The 17,164-nt window shown below is 37.5% G+C and carries 21 protein-coding genes and 3 tRNA genes; 2 read left to right on the plus strand and 22 right to left on the minus strand.

The window, feature by feature from the left end:
* Positions 1 to 205: 205 nt before the first annotated feature.
* The 5 genes from O3598_RS04270 to O3598_RS04290 all read right to left on the minus strand — a co-directional run bounded on the left by O3598_RS04270 (position 206) and on the right by O3598_RS04290 (position 4,560).
* Positions 206 to 523 (minus strand): hypothetical protein, encoded by a 318-nt coding sequence (locus O3598_RS04270; RefSeq protein ID WP_005382186.1) that lies wholly within the window; start codon positions 521 to 523, stop codon positions 206 to 208.
* An 82-nt stretch (positions 524 to 605) separates the two neighbouring features.
* Positions 606 to 1,685, minus strand: a complete 1,080-nt coding sequence (gene waaF / locus O3598_RS04275) for a lipopolysaccharide heptosyltransferase II (RefSeq protein WP_371451938.1) — start codon at positions 1,683 to 1,685, stop codon at positions 606 to 608.
* A 168-nt stretch (positions 1,686 to 1,853) separates the two neighbouring features.
* The gene (locus O3598_RS04280) at positions 1,854 to 2,795 is read right to left on the minus strand and encodes a hypothetical protein (protein ID WP_005377691.1); all 942 of its coding nucleotides are present in this window, start codon (positions 2,793 to 2,795) and stop codon (positions 1,854 to 1,856) included.
* 8 nt (positions 2,796 to 2,803) lie between these two features.
* Positions 2,804 to 3,742 (minus strand): phosphodiester glycosidase family protein, encoded by a 939-nt coding sequence (locus O3598_RS04285; RefSeq protein ID WP_118353540.1) that lies wholly within the window; start codon positions 3,740 to 3,742, stop codon positions 2,804 to 2,806.
* 11 nt (positions 3,743 to 3,753) lie between these two features.
* Positions 3,754 to 4,560 carry a polysaccharide deacetylase family protein gene (locus O3598_RS04290; RefSeq protein ID WP_005380216.1) on the minus strand — a complete coding sequence of 269 codons (807 nt, stop codon included), beginning with the start codon at positions 4,558 to 4,560 and terminating at the stop codon, positions 3,754 to 3,756.
* A 176-nt stretch (positions 4,561 to 4,736) separates the two neighbouring features.
* Between O3598_RS04290 and O3598_RS04295 the strand changes: the two genes are divergently transcribed.
* On the plus strand, positions 4,737 to 5,528 hold the full coding sequence (locus O3598_RS04295; RefSeq protein ID WP_329844595.1) for a carbon-nitrogen family hydrolase: 792 nt from the start codon (positions 4,737 to 4,739) through the stop codon (positions 5,526 to 5,528).
* A 50-nt stretch (positions 5,529 to 5,578) separates the two neighbouring features.
* Here the strand turns inward: O3598_RS04295 and O3598_RS04300 are convergent, their stop codons facing one another.
* The 13 genes from O3598_RS04300 to O3598_RS04360 form a co-directional block, all read right to left on the minus strand.
* Entirely contained in the window at positions 5,579 to 5,791 is a 213-nt protein-coding gene (locus tag O3598_RS04300) for a hypothetical protein (RefSeq protein WP_009661003.1), read from the minus strand.
* A gap of 11 nt (positions 5,792 to 5,802) precedes the next feature.
* Positions 5,803 to 6,069, minus strand: a complete 267-nt coding sequence (locus O3598_RS04305) for a type II toxin-antitoxin system RelE family toxin (protein WP_016475957.1) — start codon at positions 6,067 to 6,069, stop codon at positions 5,803 to 5,805.
* On the minus strand, positions 6,059 to 6,280 hold the full coding sequence (relB, locus tag O3598_RS04310; RefSeq protein ID WP_287503001.1) for a type II toxin-antitoxin system RelB family antitoxin: 222 nt from the start codon (positions 6,278 to 6,280) through the stop codon (positions 6,059 to 6,061). Before relB ends, O3598_RS04305 begins: the two co-directional genes overlap by 11 nt.
* A 461-nt stretch (positions 6,281 to 6,741) precedes the next feature.
* Positions 6,742 to 8,175, minus strand: coding sequence for a hypothetical protein (locus tag O3598_RS04315; protein WP_323726078.1), 1,434 nt, complete (start codon positions 8,173 to 8,175; stop codon positions 6,742 to 6,744).
* A gap of 212 nt (positions 8,176 to 8,387) precedes the next feature.
* On the minus strand, positions 8,388 to 8,561 hold the full coding sequence (locus tag O3598_RS04320; protein WP_314794968.1) for a hypothetical protein: 174 nt from the start codon (positions 8,559 to 8,561) through the stop codon (positions 8,388 to 8,390).
* A 30-nt stretch (positions 8,562 to 8,591) separates the two neighbouring features.
* Positions 8,592 to 8,738, minus strand: a complete 147-nt coding sequence (locus O3598_RS04325) for a Rha family transcriptional regulator (protein ID WP_314794971.1) — start codon at positions 8,736 to 8,738, stop codon at positions 8,592 to 8,594.
* A gap of 81 nt (positions 8,739 to 8,819) precedes the next feature.
* On the minus strand, positions 8,820 to 9,272 hold the full coding sequence (locus O3598_RS04330) for a hypothetical protein (RefSeq protein ID WP_314794969.1): 453 nt from the start codon (positions 9,270 to 9,272) through the stop codon (positions 8,820 to 8,822).
* A 1-nt stretch (position 9,273) separates the two neighbouring features.
* A complete protein-coding gene (locus O3598_RS04335; RefSeq protein ID WP_314794970.1) occupies positions 9,274 to 9,738 on the minus strand; it encodes a Panacea domain-containing protein in 465 nt (154 codons plus the stop codon).
* 97 nt (positions 9,739 to 9,835) lie between these two features.
* The gene (locus O3598_RS04340; protein WP_295213851.1) at positions 9,836 to 10,024 is read right to left on the minus strand and encodes a helix-turn-helix domain-containing protein; all 189 of its coding nucleotides are present in this window, start codon (positions 10,022 to 10,024) and stop codon (positions 9,836 to 9,838) included.
* 523 nt (positions 10,025 to 10,547) lie between these two features.
* Positions 10,548 to 10,633, minus strand: a tRNA-Leu gene (locus O3598_RS04345).
* A gap of 14 nt (positions 10,634 to 10,647) precedes the next feature.
* Positions 10,648 to 10,723: transfer RNA gene (locus tag O3598_RS04350), tRNA-Phe, on the minus strand.
* A gap of 20 nt (positions 10,724 to 10,743) precedes the next feature.
* Positions 10,744 to 10,819, minus strand: a tRNA-Asp gene (locus tag O3598_RS04355).
* Between the two features lie 294 nt (positions 10,820 to 11,113).
* Positions 11,114 to 12,331, minus strand: a complete 1,218-nt coding sequence (locus O3598_RS04360; RefSeq protein WP_323725955.1) for an inverse autotransporter beta domain-containing protein — start codon at positions 12,329 to 12,331, stop codon at positions 11,114 to 11,116.
* A 147-nt stretch (positions 12,332 to 12,478) separates the two neighbouring features.
* Between O3598_RS04360 and O3598_RS04365 the strand changes: the two genes are divergently transcribed.
* Positions 12,479 to 13,096, plus strand: coding sequence for a DUF2939 domain-containing protein (locus O3598_RS04365; RefSeq protein ID WP_371451942.1), 618 nt, complete (start codon positions 12,479 to 12,481; stop codon positions 13,094 to 13,096).
* A 160-nt stretch (positions 13,097 to 13,256) separates the two neighbouring features.
* Here O3598_RS04365 and O3598_RS04370 read toward each other — a convergent pair whose 3' ends face one another.
* The 4 genes from O3598_RS04370 to menB all read right to left on the minus strand — a co-directional run bounded on the left by O3598_RS04370 (position 13,257) and on the right by menB (position 17,163).
* Positions 13,257 to 13,634: a PaaI family thioesterase gene (locus O3598_RS04370; RefSeq protein WP_005382168.1), complete on the minus strand. Its 378-nt coding sequence runs from the start codon at positions 13,632 to 13,634 to the stop codon at positions 13,257 to 13,259.
* Positions 13,631 to 14,773: an o-succinylbenzoate synthase gene (gene menC, locus O3598_RS04375; RefSeq protein ID WP_371451944.1), complete on the minus strand. Its 1,143-nt coding sequence runs from the start codon at positions 14,771 to 14,773 to the stop codon at positions 13,631 to 13,633. Before menC ends, O3598_RS04370 begins: the two co-directional genes overlap by 4 nt.
* Positions 14,766 to 16,193 (minus strand): o-succinylbenzoate--CoA ligase, encoded by a 1,428-nt coding sequence (gene menE, locus O3598_RS04380; protein ID WP_371451946.1) that lies wholly within the window; start codon positions 16,191 to 16,193, stop codon positions 14,766 to 14,768. Before menE ends, menC begins: the two co-directional genes overlap by 8 nt.
* 127 nt (positions 16,194 to 16,320) lie before the next feature.
* Positions 16,321 to 17,163, minus strand: coding sequence for a 1,4-dihydroxy-2-naphthoyl-CoA synthase (gene menB / locus O3598_RS04385; protein WP_005377688.1), 843 nt, complete (start codon positions 17,161 to 17,163; stop codon positions 16,321 to 16,323).
* Between the last annotated feature and the right edge of the window lies 1 nt (position 17,164).

Consider the following 17,164-nt stretch of genomic DNA (forward strand, 5'->3'; position numbering starts at 1 on the left):
ACCAAATGAGTATGTTAATGAGAATGTAAAAGTAAACTAATCCTCATATCGTTATAATTTTTATTTATGTACGAAAGTATATCAGTATTTATTGATGTAGTACAACGAATTATCTTGATTTACAGATCTTGTTATCACTTTTTTTGATGACTGACAAAGATAATCTAATATTCATGAATATACATTTTCTATTTCAAATATACTTTTATTTCACCTTTTTAGGTGCTGTTTCAAGAACAATATTCTTTCCATCTCGTTTTACTTGGATAGAGAATGCCCCTTCGCCCTCTTTAAAATACTCCATTTTAATGTCTAACAGCATCTTACCGATAAGCGTTTCCACCTTCTCAGTTAAAAATTCACGATAAAATGCATCTTGTGTTTGCTTAGGACTTTGATGAATCACAGGTTTCGCTGCATTGCGTTCCGCCTGCATCATAGTTTCTTCAAAGTTATCATTTCCACCCCATTGCTTCATCATTTCTGCGTCTGATAAGCCTTTTTGAATTTTAAACTTTGCCATTATATACTCCTATTCTACTAGTTAGACGACCAACATAATGCGTATTCTAACTAACTTTATATATTATCACTCTTATTTAAGTCTAATTCTTTACACCTAATAATTCAATAATATGTTCCTTCACCATAACTGGATCAATACCAGACATACAGTACGCTTTTCCCTTCGGACATTTTCGTTTACGGCATCCTAAGCACTCCATATCATGATTTTGTAGCACTATATAGGTTCCAGTCAGAGGTCCCCACTCTGCGGGGTTTGTAGGACCAAATAAAGCTATTACAGGGCGTTGTAGAGCCACAGCCATATGTAGTGCACCCGTATCACAGGCCACTACCACCTCACATTCACCAAGAAGAGCCGCCATTTCACGTAAAGTAGTCTTGCCTAATTTATTGTAAACTGGCAAATTCTCTTTCTCTACATGTTGCATCAATTCTTCAAACTCTTGTGCTTCTTTTGGTCCACCCAAGCATATAAAATTGCTTCTATAGGACAGGGAATCAATTAGTTGTTGCCACTTTTCATAAGGCCAGGACTTAGTCTGCCATGATGAACCTAAAACTAAACCTATCAACGGTCTATCTTTTTCTGCAAACGCCGTTTCCACTTCGAATTTAGCCCGTTGTTGCTCATCAGCTGTTACAATGAGATCCATTAGATTCATATTCTTAGTCTCAACAGGGATAGTCTCTGTGTTTAATGCACCTGGCAGTAATTTAGCTACATCAAGATATTGCTCTATAACATGCTTTGACCGATTCTTCGATTTGTAATTAGTAAATAACCAATTCAGTTCTTTAGTACCCCCTAATCCTAACCGTATAGGTGCACCAGATGCCAATAATACAAGCCCCGTAATAAGCCGGCCTTGTACATCAACAGCTATATCGAAGTGATAAGGCTTTAAACGTTTTCGTAAATCCCACCACATATTCCACATGGTACGAAGGTGTAATTTTTTCGAATGAGCCTCATATTCATCCCGTTCCCAAGGAATTATATGATCTACATAGGGATTATGTTCTAATAGTTCAGCCATGCTAGGTGTAACAATCCAATGTAATTTTGCATCCGGATACTGTTGCTTTATCCACCTTGCGGCGGCTGTGGCATGCAGTATATCACCAATATAACTGAGCCGAACAAACAATATATTCATAGACAACCGCCTTTCTCATGTATTATCGTCGCCCGTTAAATCATCATCTCGTATACTCATATACCGATTATAACGAAATATATATGAGTTCAACTTGAATTATGTCGTATAAAACTAAATAAGTTTATAAATAAAGCCTTTATAACCTGCGATTATAAAGGCTTTATATTAATTCTTTTTCTTAGAGCTAGAGTCTTTAGATGATTTATCGTTATCTTCTGTTACTTTGGTCGTATCATCACTGCCATTGGCAATAATTTCTTTCACCGCATTCATAGTTACTTCAGACAAGGTAGTCGGATTATTGTATTTATAAATAGGTTTAAATCCTACGCCTAATTTACCAGAGTATACAGTTAATACATTATTATCTTCATCGACACGAGCAATATAGATGGTCTTGCTAGTATCTACACCAAGCAAACGGAATCGTCCAGGTGGGTTGATAACACGCCAACCACCTTCGATACCATTAAACATGAAGATGTCGCCAGTTTTAGCATTATCATAGAAGAAATTATCTTCATCATAGAATACAGCAATACGACCAATGTCCGTAGCTTGCATGTAAACGCGACGCGTATCATAGTTCGCATCAGTTCTGTAAATCCGGTATGCACCTTCACGAACTTTCACCTTCATGTACACCACATTTGTCGCTTCGGAATATGCCGCATCAACAATGCGACTTCCCTTTGGTACATCTTCAAGTTCTGTATCTACTTCGTGTTCCGGATCATCTGCATTGAGTCGGGCCATAACAACCTTGTTGTCCGTATACAGGCCCATAATTGCGTAGTTACGATCTGGCATCCAGTCAAAATAGCTAATGGAGCGACCTTTCAAACTAACCGTTGTAGGCTTGCTTTCACCAGCCTTATAAATCCGAAGAGATTCATCTGTAACAACAGCCATAAATTGATGGTCATAAGATACGTATTTACGTCCCTCTTTTACGTCAGGAAAGTTTTTCGTGTCATCCTTAGACGCACCAGAGACGTTAAATTCCGTAGTCGGTGCAAACATATATTGATCAAGGTACAGATACACCCCTCCTTGCAGTAGAATGCCTACCGCAAAGGCGCTCAGTACACGCGTAAAAGGTTTCATTGTTCCTCCTATTTCACGATAAACGCCGTAGGAATCATCCGTTCCCCTAACAAATCGGCTGGTTTATTTACAACTTTGCCATTTAAATACAATGTAGAGCTAGAGCCACCATCGAGGTTAGCCGCAATGTATGCGCCCTTTTCATAAAGTACATCTTGCACATCACGCAAGGTAGCACCCAATGAATAACCTGGTTGACGACCGTCGATTACAACGAACAACACAGTACCATCCTTACGTTGACCTATGGCCGTACGAGGACCTACGCCCCAACCGCCATCGCCATCGGTAATCATCTTCTTACCATCTACGATAAGAGGTGGCCCAAAGGTAATACCTTCCATAGCTTTCATATCAGCTAATTCAGTTTTATCATAGTTACCCGCAATGAGGTTGCCAGATTTAGAGAAACCTACAAAATCAACGGATTCATCAGGCCCTACATCCTTACCGATAATATAATCCCCTTCGTGAAGGATAAAGCCATAAGGCAAACGACCTGTACCAGTACCATTAGGATCGTGGAAACCTCCGCCATTGATAGCCGCTACGGCACCATTCATTTTAGCGATATTACTTGTAGTATCCCCTTTTTCTTGGATGTTTGCAGCTGTCGCCACTTGGATACGGCGAGGGTCTGGAATTTCAAGTACATACCCTACATAACGGGAAGACTCAATTTTTTCCAATTTAAGATCTTTATCTTCGCGAGCATTAAATTTAAACAAATCTTGACTCTTTACAACGCCTACTGTCCCCAAAATAGATTGCAATTCATCGTTGCTGAATAACCATGTAATGTATTGAGGATGACGAGATTGTAAGATAGCACCAATAACGGCACGTTTTACATTATTAAACGGTCCAAACAATACCACGAATGGTGATGTGACTGCGGTAAATACGAACACCATAATGATGAACTTTACCCAATTCTTTTTAAACAATGTATATCTCCTTATAAATCACTGTAATGTTCAGTGCTAATTCGTTCTTCAAAATGCTTGATGTCTACGGCATTACCAACCCAAACACGTAAAATATTGTATGGATTATCCCCTGTATGAGCCCAACCGGACTTCATAGCCATTGCCATCTTTATACCACTGTCTTTTGTGGCAGCATCTGTATCCTTATTTTTGTCCCCATAGGGATAACAGAACCAAGGGTTATCTGTAATTCCTAACTTATCAGCTAACGCTTGTTGTGCTTTTTGAATGTTTTCCATTTGTGCTGCTTTTGAAAGTTGGCCCATTTCCACGTGTTGGAATCCATGATTAGAAATAGTTATACCATTGTCTTTCATTTCTTTTAGCTGTTCCCATGTAAGCCGCGTTCCTACATCGCCGGGATTAACAAATACAGTAGCAGCAAAACCATATTCTTTCATCAATGGATACACGATAGAGTATGTATCTGCATAACCATCATCAAAGGTTAGTACTACAGGCTTTTCAGGTACCGCTGCACCATTAACTACATAATCGTATAATTGATCCATCGTCAATGGATGGTACCCATTATCCTTGAGGAACTTCATTTGCTGACGGAATAAATCCTCGCGGATAACCGCATCATTATCTTTATCGTCGCCAATCTTGTGATACATGAGCACCGGAACTCCCGACGGATGTACCATTGTAACCTGTTGTGTAGGTGGCGTTTTAGTTTCATTTTCTGTCGTTTGCTGTGAAAGCATTCCACATCCTGCTAACGCTGTAGCAATTACAATTGTGAAAAGCACTACCAATGAAAATCGTTTCATAGGTCCCCCTTTATATAGACACAATTTAATAACTTATATTATATCATTTATAAGGAGAATAGTAAAAACTAGCGAATTGTTTACCCGTGATTGTAATCTACTCAATAATGTTTTAATATTTTAATTATAATATATTTCACATAAACGATACCATTTCACCAAATAAAGGATGTACTATGAAAAAACGCCTAACTATTATTCAAATGGACGTCCATGTCAATGACGTTGAATATAATTACAATCGTGTTCAAGAGTTACTCGTTCAGTCTCTTTCTGAAAGCCCAGATATTATCGTATTGCCAGAAACATGGAACACAGGTTTTTACCCATCTAAAGAATTAATCAACATCGCTGATAGAAATGGAGAACGAACAAAATCATTATTAAGCACATTTGCAAAAGAGCATAACGTAAATATCGTAGGCGGTTCCGTAGCCGTTGCCAAAAATGATGTCGTATTCAATACGTCCTATGCCTACAACCGCAAAGGCGAACTCGTCGGAGAGTACTCAAAAATGCATGGATTTAGTCCCGCAAAAGAAGATCACTATTTTGCAGGTGGCACTCATACCACACATTTTGAGTTAGATGGCATTCCTTGTAGTACTGTCATCTGTTACGACATCCGTTTTCCAGAATTAGTGCGCATGGCCGCATTACCAAATACAGAATTGCTATTTGTACCGGCTCAATGGCCTACCATGCGTCTACGACACTGGCAAGTACTCAATGAAGTACGGGCCATCGAAAACCAACTATTTGTATGTGCTGTAAATGGCTGTGGTACAGTTGGCCGCGTTCAAAGTACGGGGCACTCTGCTGTATATGATCCATGGGGTACAAATCTATTAGAAATGGATACTAAGGAAGGCATCGCTTCTGTGGAAATTGATTTTGCCGTTGTCGAAGACATTCGTAACAAAATAAATATATTTAGAGATCGTAAACCTGAACTGTATAATCTATAAACTTATAACACAAAAGACACATTGCAATGATTTGCAATGTGTCTTTTACATTAGAATTCAATAAGATTCCACATATCCTCTGGCACTTGTTCCAGAGGTTTATTTTTGGCTATCGCTTCTTTCAAAATATCAATCGTATCTTGAACCTCTTGTTTATCCTTTGTATTTGGGTCATGAAGGATAACACGATTTAAAGAATCTTCACCAAATTGTTTGAGATATTCCTTTTCTACTTGGTTTAATTCACGACGTAAGTATTTCATTATTATGACCTCTACTTATAAATAAATTTCCGATGACCTACTTCTACCGCTATAATTACACAATTCGTATCACTAATATCAGCAATAACTCTATAGTTACCAATTCTATACCGCCACAATCCTTGTTTATTACCAGTCAACGATTTACCAGAATATCGTGGATTTTCTACATTATCCAAATGTTTTATCAGCCAATTAAAAATATAACGTTGTGTTGACTTATCCAACTTTGAAAATTGTCGGTCAAACCGTTTACTAAACTCTAGCTTATAAACCATACTTTGCACGCATTTCCGCTACAGAATATGTAACAGGATCCTGCTTATATTCTTTCAGAGCTTCTTGGCCTACTCTAAGATCAAAGTCATTTTCAATTTTTTCTAGTAAAGCTTTTTTAAATAGTGTAGACAATGTTTCATCCATAAATTCTGCATAGGTTTTAAATAGATTTTCTTCTTGTTCATTAAGTCTAACAGAAATATTTGACATACAAAGCACCTCCTTATGTATTACATTGTAATACATAAGGAGGTGTCTGTCTATAACTCTAATTATATTATTTTGTCATACTTGCTTTTAATGCAGCAATTTCTGCACGAATTTCTTGTAGCATCCATATTTTATTTATTTTTTACTATATTTATTTATCAGCCGTAGTATAAAAAGCTGTAATTATACTATATAAAACGAGCTATTATCTGTTTTTAGGTATACAAAAAAGACATGTTACTCTTCTCTCGTCTCTCTCGTAACATGTCTTAATTTGTATATAGATCTCTCGAACTATATCATATTGTATCTGGCTAAACTCTCTAATCCCTTTTTGACACGCCAGTATGTCTACAATTATTTTATATTTTAAAATATTTTATGTCAATAATTTATTTTTAGTTTAATAATTGCTATTTATAAAGAGATTAAATCAGCTAATTACAATATAAAACCTACAATTAACCTTGCTGACAGAAATAAATAATATAATTTCTCTCAGGGCTCACTGCTGCCCCCAGTGCATACGGATGATTCCAATTACCACCAAAATCAAATAAATATATTACGTAATCATCAGGTAATTTTACCGAGTCTTCATTAAAAGACAATCTATGTAAATATTGTTTCTGTAGTTTTCGATTCTCCGACTCTGTATAAATAGGATATTCCTTCTTATCTAAACTTACCATATCCATCTGTTTAGGTTTTAATATATCTCGCTCAGCCTCTACTCTCTTTCGAGTTTCTATATAACGCTTATACTTAGCATCGCTACTTTCACCATCAATTTTAATCTTATTAAACTCAGTCAATACTTGATTCTCTAATTCATATATTTCATCAACAGATTTCTCAATAGGATTATCCACTCGATTTTGTACATATTTGCCCATAGCTACTGTTGTATTTTTTACAACAACTATCGATGTAGGCATTAATGTTTTCAAAGTATCTGCATATTCCATCTTTGAATCAACATAGTTTTTTACATAGACATTGGATAGATCAGATTTCGAAATAACAACTTTAGAATCAGTCCGTGCCTCATCAATGTAAGGCTTCAATTGATCTGGTGTGCCACCAAAAGCTAGTTGTACATATGAACCGCCTTGCAAGAATGCAGGATTACTATGTAGATGAATATTCTTTGCAAAGCTAGGTATTTGTTTAGGAAACCCTGGAATGGCCGCAACTCGCTTATAATCCTTTGGATTATTAATAGGATACTCAATTAACTCTATGGGCTTAAAAAACGCCTCTATTGATTCTTTTATCTCCTCTTTAGTTCTAGGTGTATATAAATCATAAGATTTCCCTTTATTCTTTTCTAGAAAGGCTTTAAATTCTTTATCATATGCTTTATTCTTATCTGCACGCGTTCTGTAGGATGGAATATTAACTGGATGCGTTAATTTAATTTCCCCGTGTCCATTTTTTCTCATATAAGGGCTTACGATACGTAATGGTTTATCTCGATTACCATATCCAATACCTTGCTTATTTGTTTCCAAAGTATTGTAACGTATGATTTGTTTGAGTGCCTTTTCATCCCGATCATTATAAAGGGGATCAAAAATTTGATACTCCACCTTCATATCTGACTTTTGTAATTCTACTAATCGCTGTTTAGATCGTTTCTGGCTTTGTACTTTTAACAACTTAATTTCTTCATCTGAAAGCTCTCTTGGATATTTTGAATTACTCTTCCTAACACTTTTAAAAGCTCCAGGAATTACCTCAACAGACTCCGATGTTAAAGAATCTTCAGATTTTATATTACTTTTTATTCCAACACTTACCGTCTGACTTTGATTTTCAACTGATACAGCCAAACTAGATTGACTAGACAATGCTAGTGAAAGCATGCATAAGGCAATACTTTTTTTAATCATATCTCTCTCCCATAAAACTCTGCTAATCCAGATATAGAAAAAGGACCTACAGCGAACTGTAGATCCTTATATTTGGTGCGGATTGAGAGTTTATACTCAATACTCCGCATCATTACTACATTATTTAAACTCTACATTTCAAAAAGGGGCAACCGTTATTTTTCTTTTATTGAATGCAAGTATTAACCACTTTTTCTAAATCCCCTGTACTATCAAATATGTTGACCTTTATCCTTTAAATGCCATAGAATACTTGTTCTACTTCTTTTTACTATTTCTGCAAAATCACCAATGGTTATGATAGGTACACCATTATAGGTCTTACAATGTATATCACTTTGGTTTACAGACTCTTCTAAATAGCCTTGTTTTAATGTCTTTTCCATTTCGTTGAAAGCCTCAATGTATTTTAATTTCTATTGTAATGTTTTCTTGCCTGTAAATCCCATGGCAAGGAGTGAAAAGCCATCTCGGTTCATAAGGTATGCTTTATAATCTTTCCCACGATTTTGATGTGTAGTTTCTTGGTAAAATTTGGTGGCGGAATTTTCCGCTACTAAAATTCATTGTCACAATTTTGTTCCACTAAGCTTTCACGATAAAAAGAGCCACCGCATTATGATATGCAGTGGCTTTTGCTTTTGTTACCTCTTATGATTAACTGGAAATACTGAATGATCATTATCATACCATAGCGGAAAGAACGTTCCATTTGATACATATCCAACTAATCTCTTTTTTGCAGTTAATCGTAACGAGAATACTTGTTCAAAATTTCTCATATACCCATCTTTGATATATTTCTCTTGATAATCTTTTGGCAATTTAATAGCTGGAATATAGTGGCTATTACTCCCATTACCTTCACTTTTTCCACCAGATGCAGATTTTACTTCAGACCATGTTTGTGTAGAATAGTCCTCTAACTTATGAATAATATTAGTAATAACATCATTCCCAGCTAATCTACACCAGCATTCATGTTCACTGTAATATGATTTAAAAGACCATTTAAATAACTCTGTATCAAAGTTACGCCTATTAGATAGTGGTTTTTCAGACCTCTTTATTGTTGCTCTACCTTTTTTATTTGCCATATTACCAATTCCCTTGGTAATACTCTTCCATGGCTTCTTTGGTAATAATAGTATCACAATGTGCACTAGCTGGCAGTCCACCTCTGGCATCTAACCAAGGTGCTTCTGAATGTGTCATTTGGCTCAAATCATATCCAGATACATCTTTAAGGCTATTACAAACTGCATCTATAGTAGCTTTATGATCATCACTGATTCTATTAATATCTGGTTCATAACTTTCTAAGAACTCTGAACCCTCAATCATGAACATACCTTTATGTGTTTGAAATAGATTTCTACAAACAGGACCTTTTGGCCATGCTTCAAAGTCATCTTCAAAGATAGGTACATCATCCCACACTAATGCCATTGCTTGCGAATAGAAAGCTAACTTCTGTAGCTTCATTGCTGACATTGGTCCAAAGTTATCAATTATGTATTTTGCAACATCATAGATAGTACTTTGTTGTCCTTTTCCTTTCATAATATTTGCCTCCTTAACATCACAACCTTTGTTAGATTTAGTTTATAACCCTTTCATTAATCATACATGAAGAAACGATGAAAAGACAAATCTTTATTTATGCTTCTTTCCCATATAGCCGTTCCATGCCTTGACGGGTTACAAGCCACATTTTCCCAGACTTTCTAAACTCGCCTTCTTTAAATCCATTCTTTACACGGCCTCTACAATTCTGTTTCAATGCATCAGCCGTAACATTCCATCGTTCTGCAGCTTCTTGTGTTGTCATTACATCCTCTAATTTCATTTCAGTAGCCCTAATATTACTAATAAATTATAAACCGATAATATAAGGGCAATAATACTAATTATTAAAGTTAATCTTGAAATCATATGCTCTCCATTGGTATAATACTAAGAAAGATTGGAGCTCTTTCGAGCCCCTGTGGTTTGTGGTTACTGATTTAATAACTGTATTATCGCTATTTCAAGTTGGATAAACGCGGTTATTAACGGTAGCCACTTTTTTATTTTCTTCCTTTTCAAGGGTTTCACCTTCTTACACCCTTTATACCCTATATTGTGTACCAAAAACAACTGTTTATTTTGATTTTTACAAACAAAAAAACCACCGCATCATATGCAGTAGCCTATTATAACCCTCATATAAAAGGGGCAAATATTTATTTTTTTAGGGGCAGAAAAGGGGCAAATTATCGTTACAATGCGTTACGATTTATTACATCTTCCCTTTCCAAATAGCTATATAAATTCTATGTCCGTTATTGTTTAATACAATTCGTTACCATCTATTAATTAGCTTGTAGAAATGGTGCGGTTGGAGGGACTTGAACCCTCACGAGCGTACGCTCACCACCCCCTCAAGATGGCGTGTCTGCCATTCCACCACAACCGCGTGGAATACAAAAATGGTGCCTCAGGACAGAATCGAACTGTCGACACACGGATTTTCAGTCCGTTGCTCTACCGACTGAGCTACCGAGGCATGTTTTTTGTAAAAAAAAATGGCGACCCCGATCAGATTTGAACTGACGATCTTCGCCGTGACAGGGCGACATGTTAACCGCTACACCACGGGGCCGCGTATCAACTCTCGTTGACTACTCGTATATATTAACATGAGCCACTCATATAATGCAAGTACTTTTTTCTAATTTTTAAATGAATTTTTCCAAAATATATAGAAATATGAATTATACATCAAAAATCGTATATATTAATCATTTATATTCAGTATACTTGAATATACTCCAGATTAAACCAAAATTTATAGAAATAAAATTGGCACCTAGTATTCTTTAAGAAAACTAAGCGCCAATTAAAATATAATTATATGGAATTGTTTATTATAGAGACTACATAACTATTATACTATTTATAAAACATCCCACGGTGTATCTCGATAATTTTGCTCCCAATAGTATTCAACAGCCATTTCATGACGTTTTACTTTATCGAGCATCTCGGAACGTGCTGTAGTCAATGTGTCTTCGCTATGTTTACCACCAAAGTACGCATACTTAGACTGACCTAATGTATACATAATAGATACATAAGGGTCACCAGAACTAATATTATTTTTATTAAAACCAAAATCTAAAGAAATATGAGGCGTAACATTTAATATAGCCCCGAACTTCAAACCATTTATAGATTGCCACTTATGTTGATTAATATAATACATACTAGTTGGATGTTCGCTAGGGATCTTCGTTTTCCAATGATATACATCTACATATGTAGAAACCCATCGCGCATTCTTAAAGTCACGTGTATATCGGAGGTTATAGCCATCTAGTACATGCTCATAAGCATATCGTATCTTGGTAAAACCAGTTGGATGCCCATCATTTGGATCATGAAATTCATCTTGTCTCGGAACTATTATAAGCGAATCATTAAAATAATATGGCTCTGTCTTTTTTGTAGACAATCCATAATATACATTGGTACTGATTTTATTCAAGCCAGCAACGTATTCTAAACCAATACTGGCACGAGATAATTTGTTTTTAAATGCATAATCCAAAAATGTATTCGCACCTATATAGGCATGTTCATGCTTACTAAGTCGACGATACCCAACGCCAATACTTCCTAATAGGCCAAGAGAATCATGCTGAACTGTTTCACCTTTATCAACATAGTCATTCTGGCTATTTGCCTGATTGTCATGTTCTGATCCCCCACCACCATTCCAATAAGCATGAGTAGAAATCTTTTCGCCGCCATTTGCATCTAAACGACCTTGCACAAATAAAACGGATGAGTCATTTTTTCCGTAATACTTAATAGGTTGTATCGTTTCTATAAAATATTGTACAGGTTTAACCTTATTTTTAGCACTATGAGTGCTACGATAATATGAATTAGAGTTTCTGGTATACGGTACTGGATTTATTTTTGCATCATGATATGTATCACTCTGACTACCTTGAACCCCAATACCAACATCAGTACGATCCATCCAGCTACTTTGTTCAGTATCCCCAGCTTTTACGTCAGTACTCACATCTGCAGCCATCGTTCCCACACTTAGACTGCACATAAAAGCACTGCAAACCAGAGCTTTTAGTATTAATTTGTCTTTCATTTCTAACTCCTCTCTTACACATTCACTTTAATGATGAATATAAAATGAATACACTTTATTATACCTATAATCTAAAGCGCTGACAACTGTAGAGAAGGAGAAATTTATGTGTTAAAATATATGTATTATATACATCGGAGCAACATTATGAGATCAAAAACATTAACAATAGCAATCATTATTGCCATCATAGCTGCACTGAGCGCTATGTGGTATTTCTTATGGTATATTCCTCATACACCAGTCTATACGTTCCAAACTATCCGTGAAGCCGTTGAAAACAAAGATGCGGACACGGTATTGGAGCACATCGATACAACATCATTGGTTAAAAATATCGTTACCCGCGAAGGCAACACCTATGTGGATACATCCTCACCATTAGGCAAGGCCGCTGTGGCAGCAACAAAAACATTTGGACCAGCCCTTCTTGATGATGTAATTCGTAAATATGTAGAGGATCCAGATAGTTTCAAATCGCAAAATAGTAGTGATTCAGATGTTGAAAGCGAAGATACATCCAATACGTTTTCTATGATAGATCGCATCCAACGCGGTGAATTATTTAAACAACGCCATTTGGAAATCAAGAACATTACCTCTGAAGATGATGGCGATACCGCCACAGTAACCGTAACGATTCACAATACAAAAACAAACCAAATAGCTCCCATCCGAGTACTTATGAAGCACATCGGTGACGGAACTTGGGCTATCTATGATATCCCAGATATCGAAGCACTCTATAAAATCACAAGAAAATAAAGACCTCTTTCGTAGTAAATACGTTTGTAGAAGTAGATGATAGCAAAATTCTCCACCGGCCGGGTCTGTTTACGCCCTTCGGGCTTCGCAGGGCCAAAGTCGAATTTTGCTATCATCTACCTCTTTTCCGTATCAGCTTACAAAAAGAGGTCTTTTTTTCTTATCGATTTTTAGGTACTATCGCACAGGTTACGGTAACCTGAGATATCAAGCGATGGCTTTCATCATACATATCAAAGCGCCACACATGAGATGTTTTCCCTTGTAAGAGTAGCTGTCCTTTAGCAATCAAATCGCCTTCTGCTTTCATAGGGCGCATGTGATTTGCGGTTACCGATTGTCCTACAGCAAATTGATCATCTCGAATCAGTTGATTGCTGAGCATCCCTGATAAAATTTCACCAAAGGCCAAGGTAGCTCCGCCATTGAGATAGCCTTGTGGCTGCGCATGATAACTAGTTAAATGCATCACCCCTTGCCCACTGGTAGGTCCAGTTAGCTCTACACAATCGATTTGTAATGCGTCTATCATTGTCATAGTGTTCGTTTCTCCACTGTATATTCTTCAATACGATTATCCAATACATCAACGCCAAGACCAGCACCATTAGGCACCTGCATGGACCCATCGGTAAATAAAATTGCTGGATTGATAAGGTCATGTTCAAAATAGCGACTAGAATCAGATAAATCCCCTGCCATATAGGTATCACCTAAGGCAGCAAGTTGAACATATAATATCTTTGAGATTCCTGATTCAACCATGCTACCAATCCAATAGAGAATACCTGCTTCGCGGCATCGTAAAATAGCGGCTCGCGTCTGTATTAAGCCCCCAAGACGACCTACTTTCACATTGAGTACATCGATTAATCTATACTCGATTGCATAAGATAAGTCATCATAGGATAAAATCGACTCATCTAAACAAATAGAGGTCGTAATAGGCCAATTAGGCAACGATTCCTTCCACGTTTTATAGGTAGTCAAATTCGTCATGCTAAAGGGTTCCTCTATGCATAGTAAATTCAAATCATTATAGGCAGCCACCATATCCAGCTGGTCATAGGTATAACTTTGATTAGCATCAACAGCTAAGGCTAGAGCTGGATAAGCATCATGCACAAGTCGTGTCCGTTCATAACCATCACGAGGCGATACCTTGAGTTTAATTCGTTTACAACCATTGGCTACATGCTGTTCCACGATACCTAATAGTTCATCCATGGACACGTCACCAATGACGATGCCATTGGAAATAGTTGATTCTAAAGACTGCCCCATGATATACGACACAGAATTCACGCCTTTTCGGTTGCAATCTAGATTAATTAAAGCATTTTCAAGGCCTGCTATCGTCATGGGCATATTATCGCGCTTTAACCAAAATTGTAACTGCCGAATATAGGCCATTAATGGTTTTGGCCGCATCAAGCGCAACTCTAGAATATAGGTATCTACCAATTGTTTCCATGCGGAATCAACAGTTTCCGCCGTATAAAAAGGGTCTGTGAAAGCGACACATTCCCCGTATCCAACATAGCCTTGTTGATCCTCGATACGAACGATGATACTTTCACGAACACGAACAGTACCCTTAGCCGTTTTAAATTCAAACTTTAACGGCAAAGCCACACGATACGTCGTTATGGATTTAAAGTTCAATACATCATTCATAAGAACCTCCATTTGACGCAGTCATGTCGAGATGGGAGGCCAACGACTTACGCATAATCTTACCTGTCCCATTACGTGGCAATGCATCCATAATTGTAATGTATTTAGGCACCTTGTATTTGGCTAGCTTACTAGAAAGATAGCCTCGTACGATCATTTTCAAATCGGTACCTAATGCATCTATATCATCAAAAGCAACAAATAGTGCGGGCACCTGCCCCCATTTCGTATCGGCTACAGGAATAACCGCACATTCCTTCACACCTTGCATAGCATACACAGTATCTTCAATTTCCTTCGGATAGATATTCTCGCCTCCAGAAATAATCAAATCTGTACGGCGATTTAAGATGTATAAAAACCCATCTTCATCGACATAACCCATATCATCGGTATTAAAATCGCCATGAATCGGCTCGCGATTGATATAACCACTCATAACCATGGGCCCATTCAAATGGATTTCCCCGACCCCATCGACATCAGGATTTACGATATGTACGGTCATCCTCGGCAAGGGTTTACCTACCGAATCGAGTTTATTTAGATTTGATAATACAGGCATGGTCACGCTTTGACTAAAGGTTTCTGTCATGCCATATGTTTTATAAATCGGAAGTTGTTTTGCCACACATGCATCAACTAGAGGCCGCGGTATAAACTCACCGCCCAATAAGATGACACGCAATTGATGGTGTGTAATGCGAGGTTCCAAATTTTTTAAGATGGTAGGTACTAAAGACATCATATTGATGCGACCATCATGAATATATTGCAGCACTTGTTCTTCGTCATAGGATTCCATGATTGTCATTGCGGTTCCATTGTAGAGTGATCGCATCAAAATAGATAAGCCACTCACATGAAATAAGGGCAATACCATGAGCCAATTGTCCTGTTCAGACCTACCAAGCACCTCTTGTGATGCTTGTACATGCGCTTTAATTTGACCCCAACGAAGCGGCACTGATTTAAACTGCCCCGTTGTAGCACTGGTATTCATGATAGCTGCTATATCATTATCATTAACAATCCAATCAAAGATATCCTTTTCCCCATTATGCAACATAGACTCCATAGATTCGAACTCCATAGACGTTACCGATTTAGGTACTTGGCCACATCGCTTAGCACTACGTAACACGGTTGTAATATGCAGCTCACATAACTGTTTTTCTATTTCGCCCGCTGTAAGATGAACATTTAATAAGAGTACCTCTTTGCGGACTAGCATGGCTGCCAAGAGATAAACGGCCATTGTTACGGAGTTATCCGACACTATAGCGATACGTGTATCTGACAGTGTTTGTAATCGCGTCGCCACGTTCACAACAGCACTATATATATCCTGATATGTGTAATTATTCATACATATACGATTCGGATAGTACTGTTTTCCATATCGTAACCATTCCATCATCTCACCTCTTAGCTAGCCATAATACTATAAAACATATACGTATAAGAAAGGCGCCTCATATAGAGGCGCACTGCTTATCATGTAAAGGATTCAGGTCCATACATAAGGACTAATAACCATATTCCGATTAAGGGAATTTAGGGAATTGTTTGAAGTCTGGTTTGCGTTTTTCTTTGAACGCATCACGGCCTTCTTTAGCTTCATCTGTTGTATAGTACATCAATGTTGCATCGCCTGCAAATTGTTGTAAACCTGCAAGACCGTCTGTATCGGCGTTGAAGGATGCTTTTAACATGCGCAATGCCATTGGGGACAATGCCAAAATTTCATTACACCATTGAACTGTTTCTTCTTCCAATTTGTCGAATGGTACCACGCAGTTAACCATGCCCATTTCATAAGCTTGTGCAGCCGTGTATTGACGGCAAAGGAACCATACTTCACGAGCGCGTTTGTGACCAATCATGCGTGCTAAGTAGCCAGCACCATAACCAGCATCGAAGGAACCTACGCGAGGACCTGTTTGACCGAATTTTGCATTTTCAGAAGCGATGGTAAGGTCGCATACGATGTGCAATACATGTCCACCACCGATGGCAAAACCATTTACCATAGCGATAACAGGTTTTGGAATGATGCGGATTAAATGTTGCAAGTCAAGTACGTTAAGACGAGGAATATTGTCATCGCCTACATAACCACCATTGCCGCGCACACGTTGGTCACCGCCAGAGCAGAATGCCTCTTTATCTTCACCTTGGCCGTGGTTAGCACCAGTCAAGATAATAACGCCGATTTCTGCATCGTCGCGAGCAATTGTGAATGCATCAATAAGCTCAATTACGGTTTTAGGGCGAAATGCGTTTCGCACTTCTGGGCGATTAATCGTGATTTTTGCAATACCATTATAGGTTTCGTAAATTACATCTTCATAATTACGATCCAATACTTTCCAATCAAATTTGCTCATG

Source organism: Veillonella atypica, from assembly GCF_041431435.1.
Lineage (GTDB): Bacteria > Bacillota > Negativicutes > Veillonellales > Veillonellaceae > Veillonella > Veillonella atypica.